Annotated in this window: 16 protein-coding genes; 6 read left to right on the top strand and 10 right to left on the bottom strand. The window is 67.7% G+C overall.

All coding sequences use genetic code 11. The features are described 5' to 3' along the window. Positions 1–11 precede the first annotated feature (11 nt). The 5 genes from DY245_RS04100 to ngcE all read right to left on the bottom strand — a co-directional run bounded on the left by DY245_RS04100 (position 12) and on the right by ngcE (position 6,119). Positions 12–1,058: a substrate-binding domain-containing protein gene (locus DY245_RS04100; RefSeq protein WP_128503557.1), complete on the bottom strand. Its 1,047-nt coding sequence runs from the start codon at positions 1,056–1,058 to the stop codon at positions 12–14. A gap of 188 nt (positions 1,059–1,246) precedes the next feature. Further along, positions 1,247–2,446 carry an ROK family transcriptional regulator gene (locus tag DY245_RS04095; protein ID WP_128503555.1) on the bottom strand — a complete coding sequence of 400 codons (1,200 nt, stop codon included), beginning with the start codon at positions 2,444–2,446 and terminating at the stop codon, positions 1,247–1,249. Positions 2,447–2,692: 246 nt separating this feature from the next. Next, the gene (locus DY245_RS04090; protein WP_181923514.1) at positions 2,693–3,667 is read right to left on the bottom strand and encodes a carbohydrate ABC transporter permease; all 975 of its coding nucleotides are present in this window, start codon (positions 3,665–3,667) and stop codon (positions 2,693–2,695) included. Then, entirely contained in the window at positions 3,667–4,590 is a 924-nt protein-coding gene (locus DY245_RS04085; RefSeq protein WP_128503553.1) for a carbohydrate ABC transporter permease, read from the bottom strand. The genes DY245_RS04090 and DY245_RS04085 overlap by 1 nt, the downstream gene beginning before the upstream one ends. Positions 4,591–4,679: 89 nt before the next feature. Continuing rightward, positions 4,680–6,119 carry an N-acetylglucosamine/diacetylchitobiose ABC transporter substrate-binding protein gene (gene ngcE / locus DY245_RS04080; protein WP_128503550.1) on the bottom strand — a complete coding sequence of 480 codons (1,440 nt, stop codon included), beginning with the start codon at positions 6,117–6,119 and terminating at the stop codon, positions 4,680–4,682. 437 nt (positions 6,120–6,556) lie between these two features. Here ngcE and DY245_RS04075 point away from each other — a divergent pair, with 437 nt between their 5' ends. Continuing rightward, a complete protein-coding gene (locus tag DY245_RS04075) occupies positions 6,557–10,021 on the top strand; it encodes a GH92 family glycosyl hydrolase (RefSeq protein WP_128503548.1) in 3,465 nt (1,154 codons plus the stop codon). A gap of 103 nt (positions 10,022–10,124) precedes the next feature. Then, positions 10,125–11,075 carry an FG-GAP repeat domain-containing protein gene (locus DY245_RS04070; protein WP_128503546.1) on the top strand — a complete coding sequence of 317 codons (951 nt, stop codon included), beginning with the start codon at positions 10,125–10,127 and terminating at the stop codon, positions 11,073–11,075. A gap of 76 nt (positions 11,076–11,151) precedes the next feature. Here the strand turns inward: DY245_RS04070 and acnA are convergent, their stop codons facing one another. Together acnA and DY245_RS04050 are read right to left on the bottom strand one after the other, a co-directional pair. Then, on the bottom strand, positions 11,152–13,866 hold the full coding sequence (gene acnA, locus DY245_RS04065) for an aconitate hydratase AcnA (RefSeq protein ID WP_128503544.1): 2,715 nt from the start codon (positions 13,864–13,866) through the stop codon (positions 11,152–11,154). A gap of 1,181 nt (positions 13,867–15,047) precedes the next feature. Then, complete coding sequence (locus DY245_RS04050; protein ID WP_128503541.1) at positions 15,048–15,482, bottom strand: ester cyclase; 435 nt, start codon at positions 15,480–15,482, stop codon at positions 15,048–15,050. Between the two features lie 253 nt (positions 15,483–15,735). Between DY245_RS04050 and DY245_RS04045 the strand changes: the two genes are divergently transcribed. Both DY245_RS04045 and DY245_RS04040 read left to right on the top strand, forming a co-directional pair. Continuing rightward, the gene (locus DY245_RS04045; RefSeq protein WP_128503572.1) at positions 15,736–16,398 is read left to right on the top strand and encodes a HEAT repeat domain-containing protein; all 663 of its coding nucleotides are present in this window, start codon (positions 15,736–15,738) and stop codon (positions 16,396–16,398) included. A 6-nt stretch (positions 16,399–16,404) separates the two neighbouring features. After that, on the top strand, positions 16,405–17,409 hold the full coding sequence (locus DY245_RS04040) for a HEAT repeat domain-containing protein (protein ID WP_128503539.1): 1,005 nt from the start codon (positions 16,405–16,407) through the stop codon (positions 17,407–17,409). Here the strand turns inward: DY245_RS04040 and DY245_RS44105 are convergent. Further along, complete coding sequence (locus DY245_RS44105) at positions 17,406–17,576, bottom strand: hypothetical protein (protein WP_181923512.1); 171 nt, start codon at positions 17,574–17,576, stop codon at positions 17,406–17,408. The genes DY245_RS04040 and DY245_RS44105 overlap by 4 nt on opposite strands. A gap of 118 nt (positions 17,577–17,694) precedes the next feature. On the opposite strand from DY245_RS44105, the gene sigJ reads away from it, so the two are divergent. Next, a complete protein-coding gene (gene sigJ, locus DY245_RS04035; RefSeq protein WP_128503537.1) occupies positions 17,695–18,579 on the top strand; it encodes an RNA polymerase sigma factor SigJ in 885 nt (294 codons plus the stop codon). 33 nt (positions 18,580–18,612) lie between these two features. On the opposite strand, the gene DY245_RS04030 is transcribed toward sigJ, so the two are convergent. Beyond that, complete coding sequence (locus tag DY245_RS04030) at positions 18,613–19,449, bottom strand: S16 family serine protease (protein WP_244942816.1); 837 nt, start codon at positions 19,447–19,449, stop codon at positions 18,613–18,615. A gap of 112 nt (positions 19,450–19,561) precedes the next feature. Here DY245_RS04030 and DY245_RS04025 point away from each other — a divergent pair, with 112 nt between their 5' ends. Beyond that, on the top strand, positions 19,562–20,260 hold the full coding sequence (locus tag DY245_RS04025) for a hypothetical protein (RefSeq protein ID WP_181923511.1): 699 nt from the start codon (positions 19,562–19,564) through the stop codon (positions 20,258–20,260). Here the strand turns inward: DY245_RS04025 and DY245_RS04020 are convergent. Beyond that, a complete protein-coding gene (locus tag DY245_RS04020) occupies positions 20,149–21,015 on the bottom strand; it encodes an SDR family NAD(P)-dependent oxidoreductase (protein ID WP_128503534.1) in 867 nt (288 codons plus the stop codon). The two genes, DY245_RS04025 and DY245_RS04020, sit on opposite strands and share 112 nt — an antisense overlap. Between the last annotated feature and the right edge of the window lie 253 nt (positions 21,016–21,268).

The raw sequence follows: 21,268 nt of genomic DNA, 5'->3' as shown, positions 1-21,268 counted from the left end.
GCCCGGGTGCCTTACTTGATGCCGGCCGCCTCGCAGGCCTTCTTGACGTCACCGGTGCAGATCTGGCTCGCCTTGTAGACCTTGTCCTTGATGATCGTGGAGGCGATGTTGTCCTTGGTCACGATCTGCGCGTCGTAGAGCTTCGCCGGGATGCCCTTGACCTCGCCGCTGAGGCTGTCGACCTTGGTGGACGTCAGGGAGTCGATCTTCTCGCCCTTGAGCAGCTTGACGGCGATCTCGGCCGTGGAGTCGGCCTGCGGCTTGATCTGCTTGTAGATCGTGAACGCCTGGTCGCCCTTGAGGAGCCGCTGCAGGCCCGCGAGCTCGGCGTCCTGGCCGCCGACCGGGACCTTGACGCCCTTCTGCTTGAGCGCGGTGATGATGCCGCCGGCCATGCCGTCGTTGCCGGAGTAGACGCCCTGGAAGCCGTCCTTGCCGAGCGAGTCGAGGGCCGCGCCCATCTTGCGGTTGGCCTCGTCCGGCGACCAGTCCGGGATGTCCTGCTCGTAAGCGATCTTCTTGACCTGCTTGTCGAGGACGCTGTGGGCGCCCTTCTTGAAGAACGGCATGTTCGGGTCGGTCGGCGAACCGTTGATCATGACGACCTTGCTGTCCTTGGCCTTGTCGCCCAGCGCCTTGACCAGTGCCTGGCCCTGCAGGCGGCCGATCTTCTCGTTGTCGTAGGAGACATAGGCGGAGATGTTGCCCTCGGCCAGCCGGTCGTACGCGACGACCTTGACGCCCTTCTTGGCGGCCTGGTTCACCCAGGACTTGGTGGCCTTGTAGTCGACCGCGTCCAGAATGATCACCTTCACGCCCTGGGTGATCAGCGCGTCGAACTGCTTCTTCTGGGTCTCGGTCTCCTGCGCCGCGTTGTTGTACTTCACCGTGCAGTCGCTGCACAGCGCCTTGATCTTCGCCTCCATGAGCGGGCGGTCGAAGGTCTCGTAACGCGTGGTCTTGTTCTCCGGCAGCAGCAGGCCGATGGTCTTGTTGTCGCCACCGCCGCCCTTGGCGCCGTCTCCGGCCTTACCGCAGGCGGCCACGGAGAGCGCCATCGAAACGGCGGCGGTTCCTATAACGACGCGACGCGTCCAAACGTTCATTGGGGTTGCCTCCCTGACGAGGCCGCGTCGTTGCGGCCGAGGTGGCTGGAAGTCAACTCGGCCGACAGCCGACCGTCAAGAAGTAAATCCTTAACGAGATGGCAACGGTGCCATGCGTTAGCTGTGTGAACGCAGCGCGCTCACGCTATGGCGGGTGCGTCCGTGCTCTGCGCACCGTCGAGAAGGGTCGAATCGCCCATCTCGCTCAGCACCAGCGCCAGCGCGCCCAGCACCTCCGCTCGGCCGCCGAGCGTGCCGGGAACGATGCCCAACTGCCGTGCAGCGCTGGGGATCGCGTACCGCGACACCGACTCCCGGATCGGCGCGAGCACCAGCTCACCGGCCTCGGCGAGATCGCCGCCGAGCACCACTCTGCTGGGATTGAGCAGATTGCACAGATTCGCCACACCACTACCGATATGGCGGCCTACGTCCGCAATCACCCGTCGGCAGCCCGGGTCGCCCTCGCGGGCCAGCTGCACCACCCGCGGCATGGTCAGATCCGCGCCATGGCTCGGCTGAAGCAGCGGGAGGACGTACCGCGCCGCGGTGAAGGTCTCCAGGCAGCCGCGGTTGCCGCAGCGGCACACCGGGCCGGACTCGTCCAGCGTGATGTGCCCGATCTCGCCCGCCGTACCGCCCGGCCCGCGGTAGATCTGCCCGCTGATCACCAGGCCCGCGCCGACACCGCTGGCGACCTTGATGTACGCGAGGTCGGCGGCCCCGCGGCCCCCGCCCCACACCAGCTCGCCCAGCGCGCCGAGGTTGGCGTCGTTGTCGACGTAGACGGGCACTCCGAGGCGCGCGGAGAGCTCCTGGCTGGGGTTCGTACCGGACCAGCCCGGCAGGATCGCGGTCGAGCCCAGCGTCCCCGATTCCACGTCGATGGGGCCCGGCACACCCAGGCCCACGCCGATGACCTTGCCCGGGCCGATCCCGGTCGCCTCGATCAGCCGGTTGACCAGCTGTTCCGCCCGGTCGAAGCCCTGGGCGGCGGAGGCGTCCACATCGATCGGCTCGGCCTCCTCGGCGAGCACCTGGTGGGCGAGGTTTCCGACCGCCACCCGCAGATGGGAGTGCCCGAAATCGACCCCTACGACGATGCCCGCATCGCCGGAGAGCGAGACGCTGCGCGCCCGCCGCCCGCCCGCCGAGGTCGGGGTCACCTCAACGGTCCCGCCGTCCTTCAACTCACGAACGATGTTGGAGACGGTGGCGGCGGACAGCCCCGTGCTCCGGGCGATCTCCGCCTGCGTGAGTGAGCCCGCCATACGCACCGCGCGTACGACCCGCTCCAGATTGGCTCGGTGCAGCGAGGACTGCGACCCGGGAGTCTCCATCGACTCATCCACTCCTGACTGGGGCTGGGGGTACCACTCCCAGCGGCTGCTGGGGGAGGCACGACGACCGCCCGCCGGGCCGGGCCACATCAGCGGGGCCCGGCTTGTCTCCAACATGTGAATCTAAGCTGAGCTGCCCGGGCCGCCTCCCGTCAAGTCCTTGCGCGATGGGGAAACGGCCGTCCATGCGCGAGGCCTCCCACCGGCGATCCGGCGGGAGGCCCCGGGGGCGCGGCGCACGCGGTGCTACTTGAGCGCCCCGGCGGTCAGACCGGCGACCACCTGCCGCTGGAAGATGATGTACGCGGCGAGCACCGGCAGCATCGCGATCGTCAGCCCCGCGAACAGCCCCGACCAGTCGCCCTTGTATCCCTGGCTCACCGCCAGGGCCACCAGCCCCTGGGTCAGCATCTTCTTGTCCGGGTCCCCGACATTGAGCACCGTGGGCAGCAGATATTGATTCCACTGCCCGAGGAAGTTGAAGATCCCGACGCTGATCAGGCCGGGCTTGGCCATCGGCAGCATCACCTGGAAGAAGGTGCGGGTGTGCGAGGCGCCGTCGATGAGCGCCGCCTCGGCCACCGATGTGGGCAGCGTTTTGAAGAATCCGCTGAGGAAGAAGACCGTGAACGGCAGCGAGTAGGCGATATAGACCAGGATCAGCCCGTGGTAGGTGTCCAGCAGCGCCATGTTCTTCATGACGAAGAACAGCGGGACCAGCGCCAGGATGACCGGGAAGCCCATCCCGCCCACGAACAGGAAGTACACAAAGCGGTTGCCCGGGAAGTCGAAGCGGGCCAGCACATACGCCGCCATCGCGCCCAGCAGCATCGTGCCGATCAGCGAACCGCCCACGACGATCAGCGAGTTGAGGAAGTACTGGCCCATGTTCGCCTTGTCCCAGGCGCGTGACCAGTTGTCGAAGTGCAGGACCGACGGCAGTCCCCAGGGCGAGCCGAAGATCTCGGTGTCGTCCTTGAAGGAGCTGACCACCGCCCACAGCAGCGGCATGGTGACCAACAGGCCCCAGATCACCAGGACTCCGTGCGAAAAGACGTTGAGGACCTTGCCCTCACTGCTTGTGGCGCCGGCCGGAGCGCCGTCCTTCCCGCCCCGTCCCGCGCGCGGCCCGGGAAGCCGCGAGGTGCCCGCGCCGTCCTGGGGACGTCCCTGCTCCTTCGTCACACCCGGGAGGTCCGCGGGATCTGTCTGCGCACTCATCAGAACTCCAGTCGCTCGCGTCGTCCCAGCCGCATCACGATGGCCGAGAAGATGAGGGTCACGATCAGCAGGGAAACGCCGATGGCCGTCGCATATCCGGCCTGACCGTCGCGGAAGGTCTTCTGGTACACGTACAGCGGAAGGACCTCGGTCGAATAGTCGGGGCCGCCCGGACCGACACTCATGATCTGCACGAACGCGAAGGCGGAAACGTCCAGGGCGAGGATGCCCATATAGATCCAGCCGGTCTGCACGGTGTCCCACAACAGCGGCAGGGTGATCCGGAAGAACGTGTTGAAGCGGTTTGCGCCGTCCAGCAGCGCGGCCTCGTAGAAGTCCTTCGGAATGGAGCTCATCCCGGCCGAGAAGAGCACGACATAGAAGCCGACATTGGCCCACACCATCGCCGCCATGACGCACCACAGCGCGATCTGCGGATCGCCCAGCCAGTCCGGCTGCACATTGTCGAGCCCGATCGCCTTGAAGAACGCGTTGAGCGCACCGCTCTCCGGGTTGTAGGCGAACTGGAACAGCAGTGCGACGATCGGGACCGACAGCACCTGCGGGAAGAAGTAGAGGATTTTGTAGGTGCCCGAGCCGCGGACTCCGCCGATGACCGCCTTCTTCCGGCGGCGGCCACCGACGTTGAGCATGAAGGCGAAGAACAGCCCGAGCGAGAGCGTCACCACCGGCAGCAGCAGCAACAACGTCACGCTGTTGCCCACGGCGGACCAGAAGACATCGTCCGTGAAGAGACGCGCGTAGTTGTCGAAGCCGACCATCTTCATGTCCGGACTCAGTCCGGTCCAGTCCGTGAAGGAGTAGTAAATGGCCTGCAAGAAGGGCGAGATCACGAAGATCGCGTAAATCGCCAGCGGGAGGACCAAGAACCCCGCGATGAAACGGTACTTACCGTGTTTCATGACTCCCGATCCCGTTCTCTCCCTGCGTTTGCCACCGCCGGTGCCGCTCCCCCAGCCAACGCTGGGCGGTGCCCCCACAAGCTTGTCGGTCAGCGCTTGTACTTCTTGACGCTTGAGTCGTCGCGGGTGTCGTCCGCGTACTTCTGGATCTTTGTGATGGCCTCGTCGGGCGTCATACGGCCGGCCATCATCTCGCCCAGCGCACCGACGCCGATCTTCTCCTTCTGCAGCGCCACATACCAGTCCTGCAACCGCGGGTTGACGATGTTCTGGCCGGCCTTCTGCAGCGCCACCTGCGCCGATGCCAGGCCCGGCGGGAGCTTCAGCCCCTCGGTGCCGCCATTGAGCGAGGTGAGCGAGGAAACCTGCTTGATGAAATTCTGCGAGGACTTCTTGCTGAGCATGATGCGCAGCAGTTCCATGCCGCCCTCGGCGTTCCGGGCCTTCCTCGGGACGATGTACGGCTCGCCGCCCGAGGCCCAGATGGTGCCGTACGGCATCTTGTCGGAGGTGGACAGGCTGGACGGGGCGCCGACCGCGAGATCGAAGCTGGGGTTCTTCGCGATCTGCTTGGCCGACTCGTTCTCCACCCAGGAACCGTTGGGGATGAACAGCGCCTTGCCCTCGGCCCACGCCTTCTGCGACTGCAGGTGGTCGAGACCGGGCGAGCCCTTGAGGACATAGCCCTTCTTGTACAGCTCGTAGTAGGCCTCGAATGCCGCCTTGACCGCCGGGTCCTTCCAGGCGTTCGGCTCCAGATTGTCGATCTTCCGCAGGACCTCGGTGCCGCCGATCTTGGCGATGAACGGGTAGAGGCTGAAGGGGAGGTAGTAGGGGTACTTACCCGGGTACGTCCAGCCCGCGACGCCCTTCTTCTTGGCCTTCGCGCACAGGGCCAGCATGTCGTCCCAGGTCTCCGGGTATTCCGCGTCCAGCTTCTGCAGATTGCTCTTGGAGTACCAGACGCCGTAGACCGTGTACGCGTAGTAGAGGATCCAGGTCTCCTTGCCGCCGAACTGGCCCATTTCGACGACACCGGGGCGCAGGGTGTCCCGCACCTTCTTGTTCGGGTCGTCGACGGAGGGGGCGTCGAGGAGTGCGGTGAGGTCGGTCAACTGGTCCTTGGCCACCAGCGTGCCGAAATCCATCTGTTCCGCGCCGGAGTTGTCGACGAGGTCCGGGGGGTTTCCACCGTTGAAGCGCGGCTGCAGCGTCGACTGGATCTTCTGGGTCGAGGCGAGCTTGACCTTGCCGTCGGCCTTGGGGAAGGCCTTGATGTACTCGCCCTGTGCATCCTTGGCGTACTTGTCGCCGAATCCGCCGTCGAAGATGACCACATCGAGGCCGGCGGACTCATTGACCGCGAGCGGATTCTTGGCCGACTTCTTGCCCTTTTCGACCTTGTCCTCGCCGTCGCTGCCGCCACTGGCACACGCGGAGAGCATGCTCATGGCCGGTACGGCGACGATCCCCAGGGCCGCGGCTCGCTTGACCAGATCACGACGGTTGAATTCTGAGGTGGATCCCATGCTCAAGTCCTCGCCTTCTTCAGGACTCAGGCGGTGTACCGGAGCCACCCCGGCACCGCGGGTCAGATGAAGCTGAGTTGTACGGGATGTGCACCGGGCGCGCTAGAGAAATGCGGGGAAATCATCTGTTCCCCGCCTTCCCCCCGGCATCCACGGCCTTGGTCGTACGGCCGATCGGACGCCGACAGGTATAGTCCACTTCCGGCCGAAGGGGCAAGATCGAATGCAGGGTTGGACGGGAGTCTTTCCCTAGTTGAGACCTCGCCGGCATGCGGCGGATCCGCCCTGCGTCCGCTCGCCGGACCGCCCGGCGACACGACCGGCCCACCGATCGCAGCGACACCCTTGACACCAAAGTCCCCACGCACCTTACTTATCTCTGTTTGCCTTGGCGTCATTCAACTGACAACGATGTCACTCATGTTGAAAGGGCTCGCGTGCGGCTCAGACACCAGCACAGTCCCCTGCGGGCGATCGCCCGCCCCGCCGCCCTCGTGGCGGCCGCTCTGCTCGTCATCACCGTGCAAGGCCCAGCCGGCGCAGCCCAGGCCGCGCCGCCCCAAAAGCCCCGGGGGCCGGCGGAGTTCAGCTCCTCCTTCGAATCCGGCGATCCGCGGCCGGACTGGACCGACACCGTCGACACCGGCACCGACGGAAAGCCCAGGACCTCGGGCGTCACCCCGGAGACCACCCCCGCGGCGCCCGGCATGAGCACCAGGACCGACACCGGCCCCACCGACTCCCCCACCGCCAAGGCGCACGCCGGCTTCACCGGCGGCCATGCGCTGCGCTACGCCGGTACCCACACCGCCGACGGCCGCGGCTACTCGTACAACAAGATCTTCGACGTCGACACCCCCGTCACCGCGTCAACGTCGCTCTCGTACAAGCTCTTCCCGGAGATGGCCACCGCCGATCCGGCCTACCCCGCGACCCATGTCTCCCTCGATCTAGCCTTCACCGACGGCACCTACCTCAGCGATCTGCACGCCGTCGACCAGCACGGCGTCCCGCTGACACCACAGGGGCAGGCCGCCTCCAAGACGCTCTACGTCAACCAGTGGAACCACCGCGAGTCACGGATCGGCACGGTCGCCGCCGGCAAGACCGTCGACCGGATCCTGGTCGCCTACGACGCGCCCAAGGCTCCGCGCACCGCACCGGCCTTCCGTGGCTGGGTCGATGACATCACCATCGGCCCCAAGGCCCCGGACAAGCCGCTCGCCCATCTCTCCGACTACGCCGTCACCACCCGCGGCACTCTCTCCAGCGGCAGCTTCTCGCGCGGCAACACCTTCCCTGCCACCGCCGTCCCCAACGGTTTCAATTTCTGGACGCCGGTGACCAACGCGGGCTCCGCGGACTGGCTCTACGAATACGCGCGGAAGAACAACGCCGACAATCTGCCCACCCTGCAGGCCTTCAGCGCAAGCCATGAGCCCAGCCCCTGGATGGGCGACCGGCAGACCTTCCAGGTCATGCCGTCCGTCGCGGCCGGCACCCCGGACGCCTCGCGCACCGGCCGCGCGCTGCCGTTCCACCACGCCAACGAGACCGCGAAGCCGCACTACTACGGCGTGACCTTCGACAACGGCCTCAAGACGGAGATCACCCCGGCCGACCACGCCGCGCTGATGCGCTTCACCTTCCCCGGCGACAGCGCAAGCCTGATTTTCGACAATGTCAACAACAAGGGCGGGCTGAGCCTGGACACCGAGCGCGGGATCGTCACCGGCTTCTCGGACGTCAAGAGCGGACTGTCGGTCGGCGCCACCCGGCTCTTCGTCTACGGCGTCTTCGACGCCCCGGTCACCGGCGGCGGCCGCATCAGCGAGTGCGGCGTCAGCCGCTCCAGTGGAGCCGGTGCTTGCACCGGGGGCGGGGGCGGCAAGGACGTCACCGGCTATCTCCGCTTCAGGCCCGGCGCGGACCACACCGTCACCATGCGGATCGCCACCTCGCTGATCAGCGTGGACCAGGCGAAGGAGAATCTGTCCCGGGAGATCCCCGCCGATGCCTCCTTCGCCGGCGTCGAGCACCGGGCGCAGTCGCAGTGGGACGACCTGCTGGGCCGGATCGAGGTCGAGGGGGCGAGCCGCGACCAGCTCACCACCCTCTACTCCAACCTCTACCGCCTCTACCTCTACCCCAACTCCGGCTTCGAGCAGGTCGGTTCGCGCAGCCGCTACGCCAGCCCCTTCTCGCCGCAGATCGGCCAGGACACCCCGACGCACACCGGCTCGAAGGTCGTCGACGGTGAGGTGTACGTCAACAACGGATTCTGGGACACCTACCGGACCACCTGGCCCGCCTATTCGCTGCTCACCCCGGAACGGGCCGGGAAGATGGTCGACGGCTTCGTCCAGCAGTACAAGGACGGCGGCTGGATCTCCCGGTGGTCCTCGCCCGGCTATGCGGATCTGATGACCGGGACAAGTTCCGATGTGGCGTTCGCCGATGCCTACGCCAAGGGAGTGGAATTCGACGCCGAGGCGGCCTATGCCGCGGCCGTCAAGAACGCCACCGTCGCCCCGCCGAATCCAGGCGTCGGCCGTAAGGGCATGAACACCGCCCCCTTCCTCGGCTATACGAGCACCGATACCCGCGAGGGCATGTCCTGGGCGCTGGAGGGCTATCTCAACGACTTCGGTATCGCCCGTATGGGGAAGGCGCTGTACGAGAAGACCAAAAAGCCCCGCTACAAGGAAGAATCGGCCTATTTCCTGAGCCGCGCCCAGAACTACGTCAAACTCTTCGACGACAAGGTCGGCTTCTTCCAGGGCAAGGACGCCCGGGGCAACTGGCGGCTGCGCCCGGACAGGTTCGACCCCCGCGTCTGGGGCAACGACTACACCGAGACCAACGCCTGGACCTTCGCCTTCACCGCGCCGCAGGACACCCGGGGCCTGGCCAACCTCTACGGCGGCCGCTCCGGTCTGGCCAAGAAACTGGATGCGTACTTCTCCACCCCGGAGACCGCGTCCAAGGAATTCGCCGGCTCCTACGGCGAGGTGATCCACGAAATGACCGAGGCCCGCGACACCCGTATGGGCATGTACGGGCACAGCAACCAGCCCTCGCACCACATCGCCTACACCTACGACGCGGCAGGACAGCCCTGGAAGACCCAGGAAAAGGTCCGCGAGGCGATGTCCCGGCTCTACCTCGGCAGTGAGATCGGCCAGGGATATCCGGGCGACGAGGACAACGGCGAGATGTCCGCGTGGTACGTCTTCAGCTCGCTCGGCTTCTATCCGCTGGTCATGGGTCAGGGCGAATACGCGGTGGGCTCACCGCTGTTCACCAAGGCCACCGTCCATCTGGAGAACGGCCGCGATCTCACCATCAAGGCCCCGCGCAACAACGCGCACAACGTCTATGTCCAAAGCCTCCGGGTGAACGGCAAGCCCTGGAATTCCACCGCCCTGCCACACCGGCTCCTCGCCCGCGGCGGCACCCTGGACTTCACCATGGGCGCCAAGCCCTCCGCCTGGGGCACCGGTCCGAACGCCGCCCCGACCTCCCTCACCAAGGACGACAAGATCCCGACGCCGCCGGCCGATGTGACCGTGCCGGCCGCCGGGCCGCTCTTCGACAACACCTCGGACACCTCGGCCGCGTTCACCACCGCCACGGCCGACCTGACCGGCCCCACCCAGGTCGCCTCGTACACCCTGACCTCGGCCGACCGCACCGCGGCCCCCACCGCCTGGCGGCTGGAGGGCTCCGCCGACGGCCGGCACTGGCAGGAGCTGGACCGCCGCTCCGGCGAGAGCTTCAGCTGGGACAGACAGACCCGGGTGTTCGGCATCGCCCACCCGGGTGCCTACCAGCACTACCGCGTGGTGAGCGACGGCAAGACGGTCACCCTCGCGGAGATCGAGCTGCTCGGAGCCCCGTAAACCGGTTGACCGGTGGGGTTCCTGTGGAACTATTCAGATGATCACGTGACGCGTCCCTTATGGGGCGCGTCACGTCTCTTATCTGAATATCGGGAGACATCAGGTGATACTTCCCTTCGGCCGTCGGCGCGGACGCACCCTTGCCCGGCTCGCGGCCGTTGCTCTCGCCACCACGCTGGCAGGTTCGACCGCGGCCACCGCGCTGGCCGACAGCCCCGCACCGTCCGACGCCTCGCGGCTCACGGCAGTGGCCACCCCCGAGCACGGCAAGGCCGCGGCCGGCACGGTGTACTACACCCCGTTCTTCTTCGTCCTGGACGGTGTCGAGCGGGACGGCAGTCTCTTCATGTACGCGCCCGACCGCACGGGGAACTTCGGCCCCCGTGACAAGATCTTCGACGGCGACGACATCGGGGACTTCACGTACCTCAAGGCCGCGGCCCAGGTCGACAACGACAAGGACGGCTACGGCGACGCCACCTACTACTGGATGAACAACGGCGCCCTGTCGTACACCTACACCGATGCCGACGGCATGGTGAAGACCCGCGCCATCGGCGGCGGTTGGCAGATCTACTCCAAGGTCCTCTCCCCGGGCACCGTCGGCGGTGCCAAGGAGTCGGACATCCTCGCCGTCGACAAGGCCGGTGTGCTGTGGGTCTACCTGGCCCGCCCCGACGGCACGGTGACCCCGCGGATCCGGGTCGGCGCCGGATGGGGCGGCTACACCCAGCTCGCCGGCCAGGGCGACCTCACCGGTGACGGCCGTGCCGACATCGTGGCCAAGGACAAGGCGGGGGTGCTCTGGCTCTACAAGGGCACCGGCGACCCCAAGGCGCCGTTCGCGTCCCGCAAGAAGATCGGCGGGGGCTGGAACAGCTACAACTACCTGCACTCCAGCGGCGATGTGAACCGCGACGGCATCGCCGATCTGCTGGCCCGCGCCGGCAACGGCACGCTGTACATCTACCAGGGCACCGGCAAGGAATCCGCGCCGTACGCCAAGCCCGTCAAGGCACACGGCTCCTTCGGCAGCTACCGCCTGATGTTCTGAGACCGGCCCACCGGTACGCAAACGGGCCGCACCCCCTCAATCGAGGGAGTGCGGCCCGTCGTGGTGTTGCGGGGACTTACTTGCGGATCAGCGACCGCAGCACGTACTGCATGATGCCGCCGTTGCGGTAGTAGTCCGCCTCGCCGGGGGTGTCGATGCGGACGACCGCGTCGAACTCCACGCCGGTGTCGGTGGTGACCTTGACCGTGCGCGGCGTGGTGCCGTTGTTCAGCTCCTCGACGCCGGTGAAGGAGAAGGTCTCCTCGCCGGTGAGGCCGAGGGACTCGGTGGTGGCGCCCTCCGGGAACTGGAGCGGGAGCACGCCCATGCCGATGAGGTTCGAGCGGTGGATGCGCTCGTAGGACTCGGCGATGACGGCCTTGACGCCGAGGAGCGCGGTGCCCTTGGCGGCCCAGTCGCGGGACGAGCCGGAGCCGTACTCCTTGCCGGCCAGGATGACCAGCGGGACGCCGGCGGCCTGGTAGTTCTGCGACGCGTCGTAGATGAAGGAGACGGGAGCGTCGGCCTGGGTGAAGTCGCGGGTGTAGCCGCCCTCGGTGCCCGGCGCGATCTGGTTGCGCAGGCGGATGTTGGCGAAGGTGCCGCGGATCATGACCTCGTGGTTACCACGGCGCGAGCCGTAGGAGTTGAAGTCACGACGCTCCACACCGTGCTCGGTGAGGTACTTGCCGGCCGGGGTGTCGGCCTTGATCGCACCGGCCGGGGAGATGTGGTCAGTGGTGACCGAGTCGCCCAGCTTGGCGAGGACGCGCGCACCGGCGATGTCGCTGACCGGCGTGGTCTCCATCGTCATGCCCTCGAAGTACGGGGGCTTACGGACGTAGGTCGACTCGGGGTCCCACTCGAAGGTGTTGCCGGTCGGGATCGGCAGCGCCTGCCACTGGGCGTCGCCCGCGAAGACGTCCTGGTAGGACTTGTTGAACATGTCCTCGCCGATGGCGTTGGCCACGACGTCGTTGACCTCGGCCTCGGTCGGCCAGATGTCGGTCAGGTAGACCGGCTTGCCGTCCTGGTCGGTGCCGAGCGCGTCCTTGGTGATGTCCACCTTCATCGAACCGGCGAGGGCGTACGCGACGACCAGCGGCGGGGAGGCGAGGTAGTTCATCTTGACGTCGGGGTTGATCCGGCCCTCGAAGTTACGGTTGCCGGAGAGCACCGAGGTCACGGCCAGGTCGTGCTCGTTGACGGCCTTGGAGACCTCCTCCGGCAGCGGGCCGGAGTTGCCGATGCAGGTGGTGCAGCCGTAGCCGACGAGGTTGAAGCCGACCTTGTCGAGGTAGGGGGTGAGCCCCGCCTTGTCGAAGTAGTCGGTGACGACCTTGGAGCCCGGGGCGAGCGTGGTCTTGACCCACGGCTTGCGGGTCAGGCCCTTCTCGACCGCCTTCTTGGCCACCAGGGCGGCGGCGACCATGACGTACGGGTTCGAGGTGTTGGTGCAGGAGGTGATCGCGGCGACGGTGACGGCGCCGTGGTCGATCTCGTACGTCGAACCGTCGGGGGCGGTGACCGTGGTCGGACGGGTCGGCACACCGTCGGCGGCGGCCGGGGAGTCGGAGGCCGGGAAGGACTCCTCGCCCGACTCGTCCGCAGTCGACACATAGTTCAGAACGTCGCGCTCGAACTGCGTGGCGGCGTTGGCCAGGACGATGCGGTCCTGCGGGCGCTTCGGGCCGGCGATCGACGGGACGACCGTCGACAGGTCCAGCTCCAGCTTCTCGGAGAAGTCCGGCTCGGCGGCCGGGTCCAGCCAGAGGCCCTGCTCCTTGGCGTACGCCTCGACGAGCGCGACCTGCTGCTCGTCGCGGCCGGTCAGGCGCAGGTACTTCAGCGTCTCGTTGTCGATCGGGAAGATCGCGGCCGTGGAGCCGAACTCCGGCGACATGTTGCCGATGGTGGCGCGGTTGGCGAGCGAGGTGGCGGCCACACCCTCGCCGTAGAACTCGACGAACTTGCCGACGACACCGTGCTTGCGCAGCATCTCGGTGATGGTCAGCACGAGGTCGGTGGCGGTCGTGCCCGGCTTCAGCTCACCGGTCAGCTTGAAGCCGACGACGCGCGGGATGAGCATCGAGACCGGCTGGCCGAGCATCGCGGCCTCGGCCTCGATGCCGCCGACGCCCCAGCCCAGCACGCCGAGGCCGTTGACCATGGTGGTGTGCGAGTCGGTGCCGACGAGGGTGTCCGGGTAGGCCTGGCCGCCTCGGACCATGACCGTACGGGCCAGGTGCTCGATGTTGACCTGGTGGACGATGCCGGTGCCGGGCGGGACGACCTTGAACTCGTCGAACGCGGTCTGGCCCCAGCGCAGGAACTGGTAGCGCTCCTTGTTACGGCCGTACTCCAGCTCGACGTTCTGCGCGAACGCGTCGCTGGTGCCGAACTTGTCGGCGATGACGGAGTGGTCGATGACCAGCTCGGCCGGGGCGAGGGGGTTGATCTTCGCCGGGTCGCCGCCCAGCTCCTTCACGGCCTCACGCATGGTCGCGAGGTCCACGACACAGGGCACGCCGGTGAAGTCCTGCATGATCACGCGGGCCGGCGTGAACTGGATCTCCTGGCTGGGCTGGGCCTGCGAGTCCCAGCCGCCGAGCGCCCGGATGTGGTCGGCGGTGATGTTCGCGCCGTCCTCGGTGCGGAGCAGGTTCTCCAGCAGCACCTTCAGGCTGTAAGGCAGACGGGCGGAGCCCTCGACCTTGTCCAGCCGGAAGATCTCGTACGACTCGTCGCCCACCTGCAGCGTGCTGCGGGCGTCGAAGCTGTTCGCCGACACGACAGTCTCCTTCATGCATGAAATTCGCGCGTACCACCGCAATCCTGCCGTCACAGGTCCTTGCCCCATCCGCTAAGGTAAGCCTTAGTTAGGCATGCCTTACTGGCGCGGCAGCGGTACGCCTCCTGGCAGATATCTCGATGTCGAGATAACTCTAGTACATCGTTGCGGCCGGGTCATGCCCTGACCGGCCGTGACCGCACTCATCCAATCGAGGCGTCTACTCAGCGAACCCCGTCGTTTGGCCTTCCGCCTCAGTGAACGAGAGTGGGAAAAACCGCGGGAAGGGCGGCCGCTGATCAGTTCCGCCGGTCGCCGAGCGGGCGCGCTCTGGACGACCCTGCCGGCTGTGAAGCCTGCGACAGCGTCCACGCCGATGGAGGTCCGCCTCGGCCGCGCCCGCGTCTCGACTCGGACGCAGGAGATCCAGTCGCAGGTCGACGCCTTCGAGGCCTCCGGGGTGCACCGCCTGCTCCACGAACGAATCAGCACCCGAGGAGCAGCTCTCCCTGCGCGAGATCGCCGGCCGGCTGGTCATCCGGACCGGCAAGAAGCGCGGCGAGCACCTCTCACCCGCGACCGTGATGCGGATGCTGCGCGAGCACGACGAACAGGCTGCGGCGGCAGAGAGCGCATGACCACGATCACCAGGTCCCGGCCGCTACTTTGCGGCTGGCGTGCGAGCCAGCACTCCGGAGTTGTGTACTTCAGCTTCGGCTTCCGAGCCGGAGCCTCAGCTGTTGGCCAGGGTGCGGTCGAGGAGGGGGAGCAGGCGGTCCCAGTGGCGCTGCAGTGCGGCGGGCTGAAGGCGTCGCCGGGGTATCCGGCGACGGTGGCCACCTGGTCGGGGTGGGCCGTTGCGGTGCGCATCGCCAAGGCGGCGCCTATGCAGTAGGGATGCCTTCGGCGTTGAGGGCGTCGATCTGGCGGGTGAGGTCCTGCCATGAGGCGCTGATGCGGGCGTATCCACGATCCATGTCCGCGACTCCAGTGCGGAACTCGTCCCCGTGCCCGTGGTCTTCGCACAGATGGTTGCCCGACAGGTTCCGCAACGGCCGTGGGCTGTCGGGGAGTTCCCCGGGAGGCTTCCGGCGGGCCGGTGCGAAACCATGGTTTCGCACAGTGGGCGCATCGGCGCCGCGGCTGGAGCCGCCGACGGCCTCGGCGGCCCGTGGGCCTCGTCAGGACGGGAGGGCGCCGAGCTGGCGCAGTTGCGCGAGGACGTCGACGACGCCCCGGATCTCGGCGATGCGCCCGTCGGCGAAGCGGAAGATGAAGATCTCGTTGTAGGTGACGGTCTTCCCGGTGGGCGGCAGGCCCTGGTACTCGCCCCGGTGGGTCCCGGTCACCGTGTTCCTGGAGACGACCTTGTCGCCCTCCGTGATCGTCTCCTCGACGGCGACGTGGATGTCGGGGAACGCGCGCAGGAGCACCTCCCACACCCGCTTCAGGGCCTCCGCTCCCGTCGCGCCCGTCGGTACCGGCGCGTCGAAGAGCATGTCCGGTGCGACGAACTCGTCGATGGCCTTCGAGATGATTTCCGGGTCGCCGCTGTTCACGGCGGAGTGGAAGCGGTTGAGTGTCGCTGTGTTGCTTGTTGCCCCGGCTGCCGACATGCGGTCTCTCCTCTGCTCTGTGCCGGACGGTGTCTCAGCAGTAGGACGACACAGCCGCCGGGAGTGTGACGCGACGCGCGGACGACGACCTGGAGCCGCTGCCATGTGCGGCGCCTTCGCCGCGGATGTCGCGTCGGCCGCCGCGATCGAGCCGCGGTCCGTTCGGGCATCGGTGATCTCACGGCGTGACCCCGCTTGACCTTGACACAGTGACAAGGTCTTCACTGTGGCCAAGGAGGTGGTCCCGACGACCATGCCAAAACAGGACACGGATACGATTCGAGCTCTCCAGGGGCTGGAGGACAGCCGCTCGTCAGCGCGACTGCGGGCAGCGCTGGCGGTCGGCACGACCCCTGACCCGCGGTTCATCGACAAGCTCATCGAACGATGCGCGATCGAACCCGAATTCTACGTGCGCGAAATGCTTACCTGGGCACTCACCCGCCACTCAGCATCAATAACGGTCCCAGAGCTTCTCGATGAAGTCCGCTCGGAACGTGCGCAGGCACGAAGCCAGGCGTTGCACACGCTGTCCAAGATCGGGGATCGGCAAGCGTGGCCGGCGATCACACGGGCGCTTCTGTCCGACGCCGACGATGAGGTGGCGCGGAGCGCTTGGCGGGCAGCGGTCGTGCTCGTGCCCGAAGGTGAAGAGCCCGAGTTGGCCGCAGTATTGTCGACACAGCTCGGGCGCGGCGAACGTGAGACGCAGCTGAGCCTCAGCCGGGCGCTGATCGCGCTCGGTGAGGTGATTGTGCCAACTCTGCGCGCTGCGATGACGGATCTCGACCCTCGCGTGCGCGCGCACGCGATCGCCACGGAACGGCTGTTGCGCGACCCGGATGCCGGATTCGAGTTCGCGATCGAGGAGGCGAAGCGCGTCGTAGCCCTCGGCACGACCAGCCAGGAGGGGTGATAGGCAGTGTTGATCGGTGATGTGGCACGACAGTCCGGGGTCAGCGCCCGCATGCTCAGGCATTACGACTCGCTCGGCCTGGTGCGGCCAACGGGTCGTACCGACGCCGGCTATCGGGAGTACTCCAGCGAGGACATCCGGCGGATCTTCCATATCGAGAGCCTGCGGTCATTGGGGCTGTCGCTGCGTGAAGTCGGGCGCGCGCTCGATGATCCCGGCTTCACGCCCTCGGAGCTCGTCGATGACCTCATCCGCCAGACGCGAGAACGCATTGCAGATGAGACGGAGCTGCTCACGCGACTCCGTCGGATCGGTGCCGCGGAACCCGCCGGCTGGAAGGACGTCCTCCAGATCGTTGCACTCCTCCAGGCGTTGGGGTCGAAGAGCGCCGGGACGCGCCAGCGCGCGGCCCTGTCCTCGGTTGAAGAGGTTCCGGTGCCAGTCGAAGCACTGGTCGAGGCAGCGCTGAGCGAGACGGACCCGAACGTCGCCGGAGCCCTTCGATGGGCTTTGGCGCAATGGGGCGACGGCGGATTGGCGCTGCTGGCGGAGGGCCTCGGCTCACCAGTAGCCGAGGTGCGGAAACGTGCCGTCCAGTCCATCGCTGAGATTCCGAACGGTGAGGCGACCGCACTGCTGCAGGATGCCCTCGCGAACCCCGACATCGTGGTCCGCAGGTATGCAGCTCTGGCGCTCGGGGCACGTGGAGTGGCCGACGCGGTCCCGACGCTCATCGATATGGTCGTCGAGGAGACGAATGATGTCGATGCGGCCGATGCACTGAGCGCGCTGGCGAGTCGTCCCGCGGTGGCGGATCAGATCGCTACCAGGCTCGTTGACTGCCTCGCCGACGGCACCGTTGAATCGTCTGCACGTCGACGGCTGACACAGGCGCTCGCGGATATCCCGGGAATCACCACGTCACGTGCCCTCGCAGATCTGTCACATGACGAAGACCGTGCCGTTGCGCTTACTGCGGCGTACATTCTCGGGATACGCAACGCACGTTAACGGATCTTTCCCGGGGTGCTGTGTGTACCACCGGCCGCCCCCGTGATCATCGCGGCGGCCCTTTCGAGGTCGGCCGCAGCCCAGGCCACCTTGCCGGCCTTCGTCTCCAGGTAGCTCCGGTTGCCGCCCTGCGAGCAGATCGGTGAGCGGACTGCCGGCCATGTCACTTCTCCCCCTTCCTTCTCTTCCGCCACTTCTTCCACGTTCTCCCTTTCCTCGTGTCACATTTGGCCGGCCGTGTGCGTCATGAACAGTGACGGACTTCGACGGGGAGGCAGCAAGCTGATGAACGACCACGAGTGGCTGGCGGAGCGGTTCGAGGAGAACCGCGGGCATCTGAGGGCGGTGGCCTACCGGATGCTCGGCTCCCTGACCGAGGCGGATGACGCCGTCCAGGAGGCCTGGCTGCGGCTGAGCCGGTCCGGTGTGAGCGGTGTGGAGAATCTGGGCGGCTGGCTGACGACGATCGTCGGACGGGTGTGCCTGGACCAGCTGCGGATGCGCACGTCGCGGCGCGAGGATCTGTTCGATGTGCATGTCCCCGAGCCGATCGTGAGCCGTCTGGACACCGTCGACCCGGAGCATGAGGCGCTGCTGGCCGACTCGGTGGGGCTCGCGCTCCTGGTGGTCCTGGAAACCCTCACCCCCGTCGAGCGGCTCGCCTTCGTGCTGCACGACATGTTCGCGGTGCCCTTCGACGAGATCGCGCCCATCGTCGACCGCACCCCCGCCGCCGCCCGGCAGCTCGCCAGCCGCGCCCGTCGCCGCGTCCAGGGCACCGCCCCGACCCCCGACACCGATCTCACCCGCCAGCGGGAAGTGGTCGACGCGTTCCTCGCCGCCTCGCGCGGCGGCGACTTCGAGGCACTGCTCGCGGTCCTCGACCCGGACGTGGTGCTGCGCGCGGACGCCGGCGCCGCGCCCGCGGGCCTGTCGAAGCTGGTGCGGGGCGCGCGTGCGGTCGTCGAGCAGGCGCTGACCTTCTCCCGGTTCGCCCAGTTCGCGCGGCCTGCGCTCGTCAACGGCGCGCCGGGACTCGTCACGGCGCAGGGCGGGCAGCCGTTCTCCATCATGGGCTTCACCATCACCCACGGGAAGATCGTCGAGATCAATATCCTCGCCGACCTGGCGCGGCTGAACCGGCTGGATCTGACGATCCTCGACGACTGACGGACGGCGGGCCCAGGGCGGCAGGCGGCCGGGTCAGCAGCTGGGGACCGAGCCGCCCGCCCCGCCCTTCGCCAGCGCGCGCAGTGCCTGCACCGCGCTCTTGAGGGTGGTGACGGGGATCAGCCGCAGCCCGTCCGGGGCGGGCTGCACCTGTGCACACTCCGCCTTCGGTACGAGGAAGACGCTCGCCCCGTCGCGCTTGGCCGCCTGCGTCTTCAGCGCCGCCCCGCCGACCGCGCCCACCGTCCCGTCGGCCTCGATCGTCCCCGTACCGGCGATGGTGCGGCCGCCGGTGAGATCGCCGCCGCTGCCGCCGCCGTCCAGCTTGTCGACGATGCCCAGCGAGAACATCAGCCCGGCGCTGGGCCCGCCGACGTCCTCCAGCCTGAGCGCCACCTTCACCCGGTCCGGGTCCTTCTTGAGAAATCCGAGCGCGGCCGCGGTGGCGGCGTGCTGCGAGGACTTCATCTCCGCGATGTTGTGCTTCTCGATCTCCGCGTCGGACTTACCCGGAGGAAAGACGGCATCCCTGGGCATCACCGCGCGATCCTCGCGCAACCACCCGTCGATCACCTCTCCCAGGCGGATATCGACCTGTGGCGCGGTCGCCTGGATCGCCACCATCCGCAGCTGACCGGAGGTCTTGCGCACCGGCGCGCCGCTGATGGAGATCACCTCGCCACCGCGGTGCGTACCCAGCACATCCGTGGTCTGGCCGGGCCGCGCGACGGAGTACGGCAGCGGCGCGAACCCGGCGACGGCCAGTAGCGCCACGAGAGGTACGGCGCTGAGCGCGAGGGCGCGGGCGCGGGGGCGGGAGAGGGCGCGGGGGCGGGACGGGGCTTCGCTGTGGGAGGGGCGAGTGATCACGCCGTCAATGTAGGTCAAGGCAATTGCCCCGTTTCACGCGCCCTGGTTCAGCCCCCCGTACGGTCGCAGTCCCCAGTGTGGCTCCCATAAGCGGTGCGGCCACAATGAAGGCGTGCTGACGCTGGATCCCGTACTGGAGACGTCCGAAGCCACCGGCTTCACGCTGTGGCCGGTCGCGGACCCGCCCGCGTGCGGCTATCTGGCGCTCACCGGCGGGCTGTCGCGGCTGGAGGTGGGTACGGCGCTGGCGTCGCTCGCCACATACAACGACGCTTCGGACGCGCCAGCCGGGAACGCCGCGGAGCTGATCCGCCGCCTGACCGAGGCCGAGTGCGTCATCGCCCAGGGCGGCCTCCGCATCCAGGACCCGGCCACCAACTCCACGGTGTATCCCGGCTGTTGCTTCGGCCTGGAAAGCTGGCGGGACTGGCTGGATTTCACGCACGGGGAGACGCCCTGGCTCGGCCACTCCCCCGAGCCGCGGGTCGAGCACCTCGGTTCGGTCGTCCATCTGTGGCCGGACGGGCACACGGAGTCGGCAGGGGGATCCGCCCGCCGGCCCATCGAACTCTCCGTCGCCGAACTGCCCGTCCTGCTGGGGGATGTACAGCAGAAGTTGCGGGGCTTTCTACGACAGGTGGAACGGTGGGCCGAGGACTGCGCGCCTCCGTATGCCTCGTCCCTGGTGGCCAAGCTGGATCAAGAGCTGGGGGTGGAGGGGGCGTTGGGGGACGTTGGGGGCGTTGAGCAGGGCTGGTTGATGAGGGCGTCGGTCAGCTTCATCAGGCGTTTCCGGGCGTCGGCGTCGTAGGCCTGGTCATGCGCCCGGGTGTCGGCGAACTGGTCGAAGTAGCGGCCGGTGGTGGAGTCGAGGTCCGGGTCGAGGAGCAGTCGTACGGTCGGCCGTACTCCCTCGTCGATGCTGGTGGCCGGAGTCAGGCCGTACTCGCGCACCCCATTGGTGTCCATCAGGTGCGCCGGGTGGAGGGTGTTGACCGTGACGCCGGTGCCGTCGAGTTCGGCGGCGAGCTCGAAGGTCGCCATGATCAGCGCGAGTTTGCTGCGGCAGTAGGCACGCAGTCCCTCGTAGTCCCGCTCCAGCATGACGTTGTCGAAGTCGATGGCCTCCTGCCCGATCGAGGCGACATTGACCACGCGGGCGGGCGCCGATGCGGTGAGCAGCGGCAGCAGATCGCGGGTGAGGGCATAGGGGGCGAGGTGGTTCACCGCGAACCGCAGCTCGTGCCCCTGCCGGCTCAGCTCCCGCCGGAGCGGTTCGGCGCCGCCGCCCGCGACGGCGTTGTTGACCAGGCCGTCGAGCCTGGGTTCGGCGGCACGGATCCGGCCGGCCATCGCGTGCACCTGGTCGAGGTCGGCCAGATCGGCCAGGTAGGTGCGTACGGCGGCGTCAGGGGCGGCGGCCCGGAGCTCGGCCGCCGCGGCGTCCAGACGGGTGTGGTCGCGGCCGTGCAGCAGGACGGTGTGGCCACGTGCGGCGAGGTCGTGTGCGATGCCGCGGCCCAAGCCCTGGGTCGCGCCGGTGATCAAGAAGGTGCGTCGGCTCATGCCGCCATCCTGGCGGCGCGACGCGGTGGGACGGGAGTGTGTGCTGAGCCTGGTGTCGCCACCACCAGGCACCGGGCCGCGCCCCGTCAAGTTCCGCCGGAGAGGCCCTAGTCGGGCGCCTTCGGCGGGGGCGTGGGCGTGGACGTAGGGGTGGGGATGGGCAGGGAGGTGGGCATGGGGTTCGGGGTCGGCAGTGTGTGGCCGTACGTCGCCAGTGTCCGGTCGATCGCCGGACCGAGGAAGGCTCGGGTCA

The organism is Streptomyces inhibens (assembly GCF_003389455.1).
Lineage (GTDB): Bacteria > Actinomycetota > Actinomycetes > Streptomycetales > Streptomycetaceae > Streptomyces > Streptomyces inhibens.
Note: the sequence above shows the minus strand (reverse complement) of the source record. Positions and strands in the feature narration are given on the sequence as shown.